The following is a 6271-nucleotide window of genomic DNA, read 5'->3' as shown; positions in this document are numbered from 1 at the left end:
GCCTCGGCGGTGGCCTTCTTGGCGGCCGGCGTGGCGGTGGTGGTCTTCTTGGCTGCCGGTGCCTCGGGGGTGGCCTTCTTGGCGGCGGGTGCCTCGGCGGTGGTCTTCTTGGCAGCCGGCGTCGCGGCGGTGGCCTTCTTGGCGGCCGGGGTGGTGTTCTTGGCGGCGCGCGGGCGGCGCGCGCGGGCGGTGGGCTCGGCTGCCGTGGCCACGGGCTGGGCCGGGGCGGGAACGTCAGTGGCGGGAACGTCGGCGGCGGGAACGGCGGCGGCGTTCACCTCCGGCGCGGCGGCAGGCCGCGCGGCGGTGGGGGCCTTCTGCGCGGGCTTGTCGGCGAGAGCGGGCGACACCGTGGGGGCGGGCAGGGCCGGCGCGGAGGTGACGGCTTGCATCAGCAGGCTGATGTCGACGGACGGCATCCGTGCCGCGGTGAGCCCGGTGGCCGCGTGCAGGTGCACGTCGGTGATGAGGGCTTCGCCGTCGCTGGTGTCCACGGTGATCGTGGTGGTGTTGCCGCTGCCGTCGCTGGGCGCGACGGTGATGGTGTACGAGGTCATCCTGGTCCTTGCTGGTTCGGGGAGGCGCCGGTGTGCGGTGCGACCCAGGGGGTGGTTCGCGGGGATGCCACGCGGTGCGTGCGGCGCTGTCTGCCGCCGCGGCACCGGATTGCGGCCTTGACGATATCCATTGGCCGTCACGGTGGCGAGGGTGGCCCGGTCACGCGGACACATTGTGTGCCGTTAATGCCCGGCTCCCGCGCCCTCCCGCGGCCTACGGATCGGTCGCCGAGCGAGTCCTGATCGCTGTCGTCGGCAGGGGTACCGAGCCGGATCGAGGTGGTCTGGAAGCCACCGGCGTTCTCCTGCCGGGCACCCGGCAGGAAGCCGTCCGCTTCGCGGAATCCCTTGCGCACGCGCCGATTGCCCATGCCGGCCGGGCCGCCGGATCAGTCGCGGCTCTCGAGGATGTAGCCGATGCCGCGGACGGTGTGGATCAGCGGTGGCCGTCCCTCGTCCACCTTCTTTCTGAGGTAGGAGATGTAAATCTCCACGATGTTCGCGCTTCCGCTGAAGCTGAAGTTCCACACCCGGTCCAGGATCGTGGATTTTCCCACCACGCGGCGCGTGTTCGTCATGAGATAGCGCAGCAGCTCGAATTCGGTCGCCGTCAACGAGATCGGTTCGCCGCCGCGGTGCACGTCGCGGGTGTATTCGTCGAGGACGAGATCTCCGACGATGATGGTCGACGGCGGCGCGGCGGCGAGGCGGCCGGTGCGGCGCAGCAGGACCCGCAGCCGGGCGATCAGCTCGCTCAGGCTGAAGGGCTTGGTCATGTAGTCGTCGCCGCCGGCGGTGAGCGCCCGCACCCGGTCCTCCACCGCGTCCTTGGCGGTCAGGAACAGGATGGGCAGGCCCGGCACGTCCGTGCGGAGCCGCCGCAGCACTCTGATGCCGTCCATGTCGGGCAGCATCATGTCGAGCACGACCACGTCCGGCTGGAACTGGGCCGCGGCGTCGACCGCGCTGCTGCCGTCGGCGGCGCCACGGGTCTCCCAGCCTTCGGAGGCGAACGCCATCGCCAGCAGTTCCGTCAACGTGGGTTCGTCGTCGACCAGAAGGATCCGTGCCGTGCCGCTCGCTGCGCGTAGGTGAGCCACGAACCCAGGCTTGACGCCGAGGCTGCACGTGGTCTGCGGTGGCGGTCCGAGAACTATGGGATTTGGCTGGGAATTCCGCGAACGAGTGGCAGGACGAGCCGGAAGGTGCTGCCCCGCCCGGGTCGGGTGTCGAGTTCGAGCCGGCCGGCGTGGCCCTGGGCGATGGTGGTCGCGATGGCCAGGCCGAGTCCGGATCCGCCGTGGTCGCGGGATCGTGACCGGTCGACGCGGTAGAAGCGTTCGAAGACCTTGGCGGCCTCCGCCGCGGTCAGCCCGGGGCCGTGGTCGGTGACTTCCAGGACGCATACGGCGACGCCCTCGGGCATGGGCGGCAGGGCGCTGGTGCGACCCGGCCGGTCTGTTCCCCCGGTGTCCGCTCCCGACACGGTGGTGCCGACGCGCACCTCGATGGCGGCGTCCCGCGGCGTGTGCGCCAGCGCGTTGGTCAGGAGGTTGTCGGCGACCTGGCGAAGCCGGTGGGGGTCGCCGAGCGTTTCGACCGGTTCCAGGTCGTCGGCTCCGGCGAGCGGACCCAGCCGCGGCGCGCGTTCGTGGAGTCCCGGCGACGCCGCGCTGATGGCTTCCGCGGCGATGGCGAGCAGGTCCACGGGTTCCTGACGGTAGGTCGGTTCCTGGTCGAGCTTGGCGAGCAGCAGCAGGTCGTTGACGAGCAGGCTCATCCGCTCGGCGTTCTGGGCGATGAGCCGGTCGGCTTCGTGCTGGTCGGCCGGGGGCAGGTGGTCGCGCATGAGTGTCAGTTGGGCGAAGCCCTGGATGGTCGTCAGCGGGGTGCGGAGCTCGTGGCCCGCGTCGGAGACGAAGCGGCGGAGCCTGTTCTCGGAGGCTTCCCGCTCCCGCAGGGCCTGCTGCAGCCGGTCGAGCATGGTGTTCAGGACGGTACCCAGCCGGCCGATCTCGGTACGGTGGTCGGTGTAGTGGATCCGCAGGTCAGGATCGCCGGCGGTGATGTCGCGCGCGGTGTGTTCCATCCGGCTCAGCGGCATCAGGCCCAGGCGCACCACCCAGCGGCTGACCGCGATCAGGGCGATGATGGTCACCGCGAGGACGACGGCGTTGAGCCACAGCAGTTTGGCGGTGGCACCGTCGAGCGTGTCCAGAGGCAGGCAGACGACGTAGGTGGTGCCGTCCGGTCCGGTGTTTCTCTCCACCCGCCAGTTCCCGTCGCCGCTGACGGCCGCGACGGTGGTGGGCCGGCCGTCGACGAGCGTGAGGTCCGCCGCGTCCTGGGGCAGCAGGGGTCCCGGCGCGGGTCCGTCGCCGGCGGTGCCCTGCCGTCGCCCGGCGGGGTCGTAGACGGTGAGCCGGAAGTCCGACGGCATGGTGAGGGAGCCGTCGGGCAGACCCTTCGGAGGCGGGGGCAGGGCGGGCCGGAAATCGGTGGGGAGGGGGAACTCCCTGAGCTGGTGGTCTACCTGGTCGAGGAGCCAGGAACGCAGCACCAGGACACCGATGATCTGCACCGCCAGCACGGCGGCCGCGGCGAGGACGGCGCCACCCCAGGTGAGCCGCGCGCGGAGCGACATCGGGCGGGCCGACCGGAGGACGGTGCGGCCGTTCACGGGGCTTTCCGTGCCGGAGCATGGTCCCGGGGCGGCAGGCGCAGGCAGTAGCCGACGCCGCGGACGTTGTGGATGAGCGGTGGATCGAAGCAGTCGACCTTGCGGCGCAGATACCTGATGTAGGTCTCCACGATGCGCGAGTCGCCGCCGAAGTCGTAACTCCAGACGTGGTCGACGATCTGCTGTTTGCTCAGGACCTGGTGTGGATGGGTCATCAGGTAGGTCAGCAGCCGGAACTCGGTGCGGGTCAGCCTGATGCTCCGGCCGGCGCGGCGCACGTCGTGGGCGCCCCGGTCGACACTCAGGTCGGCGTAGCGCAACACACCGTCGTCCTCCCCGGCCGGCACGGCGTCCATGGGATGCAGCCGGTGCAAGATGCCGCGGATGCGCAGGAGCAGTTCCCGGACATCGAAGGGTTTGGTGACATAGTCGTCCCCGCCGGCGCGCAGCCCCGCGACCCGGTCGGTGGCCTCCGCGCGCGCGGTCAGGAACAACACCGGGGTGGTGACGTTCGCGGTGCGCAGGACCCGGGTGAGCTCATAGCCGTCGAGGTCGGGCAGCATGACGTCCACGACCAGCAGGTCGGGGCGGAACTGCTCGACCCCGGTCAGCGCCTCGTGTCCCGTCGCGACACCGAGAACCTCGTACCCGGACGGGCGCAGCGTGGAACTCAGCAGCGTGCGAATCCCGGGATCGTCCTCGACGACCAGGATCCGGCGGTGGGCGTTCGCCGCGGACCGCGCCGATGGTGACTCGTCTGCGCCCATGCCGACGACAGTAGCGTCGCCGCCGGGGACGAACGCGGCGGTGCATTCACGCAGAGCTTTGAGGTTGCCCGGAGCTGATCCTCGGTTTCGTCTGGTTTGCTCGGGTTCGCCTTCGACGGACGAGACCGGCATGGGGGAGACGCATGGAACAGCCGCGCCCCGGGAGCCTGCCGACCGACCGGTTGGCGCTCGACGTGCAGGTCGCGATCCTGCGCGCCTTCGCCCGCCTGAGCGACGGCCGGCGTCCCGTCGGCAGCGAGCAGATCGTCGGCGCCCTGCAGGTCAGCCCCGACGCTGTCTTCGGAAGCACCGGGTTCTTCGTGGATTCGGGCTGGCTCGAGCGGGTGGGGCAGGGCCGGTACGTGGCGACGGAAGCCTTGGTCGCCTACCACCGGCGGCTCCAGGGCGGTGCCAGTCACGCCGCTGTGCCGCTCCTGGCGCAGTCCGCGCGGTCGTCCTGGTATTGGCGGACACTCGTGCCGAGCCTCGGCGGCGGCCGCCTGTCCCGCTATGAGGCACTCGTGATCCTCGCGACGGAGGCCAACACGGCGGAGGAGCACCGGCCACGGCTCGAAAGCCTGCTGCAGTGGCTGGAATTCCTCGACCTGATCACCGTCGACGGCGACGACATCGTCGCTTCCCGAGCGGCGTCGAAGGGTCCTGACGGCCCGGGCGATGTCGTCATCGCCGTCAGCGCGGATCTCTGTCTCACCGCCGCCGACCTCGCCGCGCTCAGCCCGGAGCAGATCCGGGCCCTGTTCGAGGCGGTCGAGAACCTCGCGTCGTTGATGCGCCGCCGGCGATAACCTGGCGTCAAGAAATTGACGGCGATCATGGTCGCATAGGGCATACTGCATACAGTAACCCATGCGGAGGTGCCCCATGACCGAGTCAGGGCCGGTGCGACTGGTGAGCGACGTCTACGGGCGCCGTTACCGGGTGGGTGAGAGCGACGTCGGCCTGACCGGCCGCTCTCGCGTGTGGATGATCCGGCTGCCCTGGCTGTCGATGCTGGCGGTCAGCCTCTTCCAGTACGGCTTCGCCGCGGCGCTGCCGGCCCTGACCGTGCTGAACGGCTGGACGGTCGGGCAGGCCCTGCTGGTGCTCGGCCTCTGGGTGGTCTGCCAGGCCGGGGTCGCGCTGCCGGCCGCCCGGCTCTACCGGCGGCTGCGCGGCCGGCTGGCGCCGCTGCTGGTGCCCGCGGCGGTGCTGTGCGGGGTCGCGCTGGTGACCCTCGCCCACGCCCGGAGCCCGGGTGCGGTGCTGCTGGGCTACTCGGTGGCCGGCGGCGTCGGCGTCGGGCTGGTCTACGTCGCCTGCCTCGGCGTGGTCACCGAATGGTTCCCGGAGCGCGTCGCGAGCGCCGGCGGCGTGGTCAGCGGTGCCTTCGGGTACGGCGCCCTGCCGTTCGTGGTGATCGCGGGCTACCTGCTGGACGCGGGCAGCCGGCTGCTCATCCTGGACGGTGCCGCCGTGCTGGTGGCCGTGGCGGTCGCCGCGAGTGGGCTGGTGCTGCGCCGGCCGCCGGCGCACTGGTGGCCGGCCGGCATCGATCCGCAGCAGTGGGCCGTCGACCGGCGGCTCAACCGCAGCATCCCCAACAACATGCCGGCCCTGCGGCAGTTCTCGCTGCGGGCCGCCGTGCGCAGCGGCGTGCTGCCGATGATGTTCGTGGTCGTGGTGCTCGCCGCGGCCATGGCGTTCTTCGACCTCGCGTTCCTGGCGGGCTTCGCCGCGTCCGCCGGCGCGGGTCCCGCCCTGGTCGTCTCCGCCGTCGCGGTGCTCGCCGTGGCCACCGGGCTGGGCCGCTACGTCAGCAGCCGGCTCTCCGACCGGGTCGGCCGCCGGCGGATCCTGGCGTACGCCCTGGCGCTCGGCGGCCTGGCGCAGTTCGGCCTGCTCGCCGCGGTGTCCGGCGGTCAGCCGGTCGCGGTCGTCGGGTGCGGCGGCATCGCGGGGGTGGGCACCGGGGCCGGGTATTCGCTGCTCGTCGGGCTGGTCCGGGACTGGTTCGGCGACGAGGCGGCGCTGCCCGGCTACGGCTTCGTCTACAGCGGCAAGGCGGTGGGCGCGGTGGCCGGCGTCGGGCTGGCCGCGGTGGTCCTGGCGGCGCCGGGCTCGGCCGCGGCGTTCGCGGTGGCCGGTGCGCTCGGGCTGCTCGGCGCGCTGCTGGTCCATCGGCTGCGCCAGCCGGGCCGCCCGGCACTGACCAGCCCCGGCTGGTAGCCGCCGGCCTCATCCCTGGTGGAAAGGGGCTCTGGACACAT

The 6271-nt window shown here is 71.9% G+C and carries 5 protein-coding genes and 1 pseudogene; 2 read left to right on the top strand and 4 right to left on the bottom strand.

What is annotated here, in order from left to right:
* From DMB66_RS53400 to DMB66_RS53385, 4 genes and pseudogenes are all read right to left on the bottom strand, one after another.
* Window positions 1-557 (bottom strand): annotated as a pseudogene (locus tag DMB66_RS53400) (hypothetical protein); the annotation flags it as partial.
* A 389-nt stretch (window positions 558-946) separates the two neighbouring features.
* Window positions 947-1657, bottom strand: a complete 711-nt coding sequence (locus DMB66_RS53395) for a response regulator transcription factor (RefSeq protein ID WP_199753171.1) — start codon at window positions 1655-1657, stop codon at window positions 947-949.
* A gap of 53 nt (window positions 1658-1710) precedes the next feature.
* Window positions 1711-3237, bottom strand: coding sequence for a cell wall metabolism sensor histidine kinase WalK (locus tag DMB66_RS53390; protein ID WP_199753170.1), 1527 nt, complete (start codon window positions 3235-3237; stop codon window positions 1711-1713).
* On the bottom strand, window positions 3234-4004 hold the full coding sequence (locus tag DMB66_RS53385) for a response regulator transcription factor (RefSeq protein WP_125811720.1): 771 nt from the start codon (window positions 4002-4004) through the stop codon (window positions 3234-3236). The genes DMB66_RS53390 and DMB66_RS53385 overlap by 4 nt, the downstream gene beginning before the upstream one ends.
* Before the next feature lie 143 nt (window positions 4005-4147).
* Here DMB66_RS53385 and DMB66_RS53380 point away from each other — a divergent pair, with 143 nt between their 5' ends.
* A complete protein-coding gene (locus DMB66_RS53380; RefSeq protein ID WP_125811719.1) occupies window positions 4148-4810 on the top strand; it encodes a hypothetical protein in 663 nt (220 codons plus the stop codon).
* A gap of 76 nt (window positions 4811-4886) precedes the next feature.
* On the top strand, window positions 4887-6230 hold the full coding sequence (locus tag DMB66_RS53375; RefSeq protein ID WP_125811718.1) for an MFS transporter: 1344 nt from the start codon (window positions 4887-4889) through the stop codon (window positions 6228-6230).
* Window positions 6231-6271: the final 41 nt, after the last annotated feature.

It is taken from the genome of Actinoplanes sp. ATCC 53533, assembly GCF_003947245.1.
Note: the sequence above shows the minus strand (reverse complement) of the source record. Positions and strands in the feature narration are given on the sequence as shown.

Bases quoted from the DNA above. Each gene is read 5' to 3' on its own strand.
- DMB66_RS53380 (WP_125811719.1), top strand. From the start codon at position 4,148: ATGGAACAGCCGCGCCCCGGGAGCCTGCCGACCGACCGGTTGGCGCTC.
- DMB66_RS53375 (WP_125811718.1), top strand. From the start codon at position 4,887: ATGACCGAGTCAGGGCCGGTGCGACTGGTGAGCGACGTCTACGGGCGC.
- DMB66_RS53385 (WP_125811720.1), bottom strand. From the start codon at position 4,004: ATGGGCGCAGACGAGTCACCATCGGCGCGGTCCGCGGCGAACGCCCAC.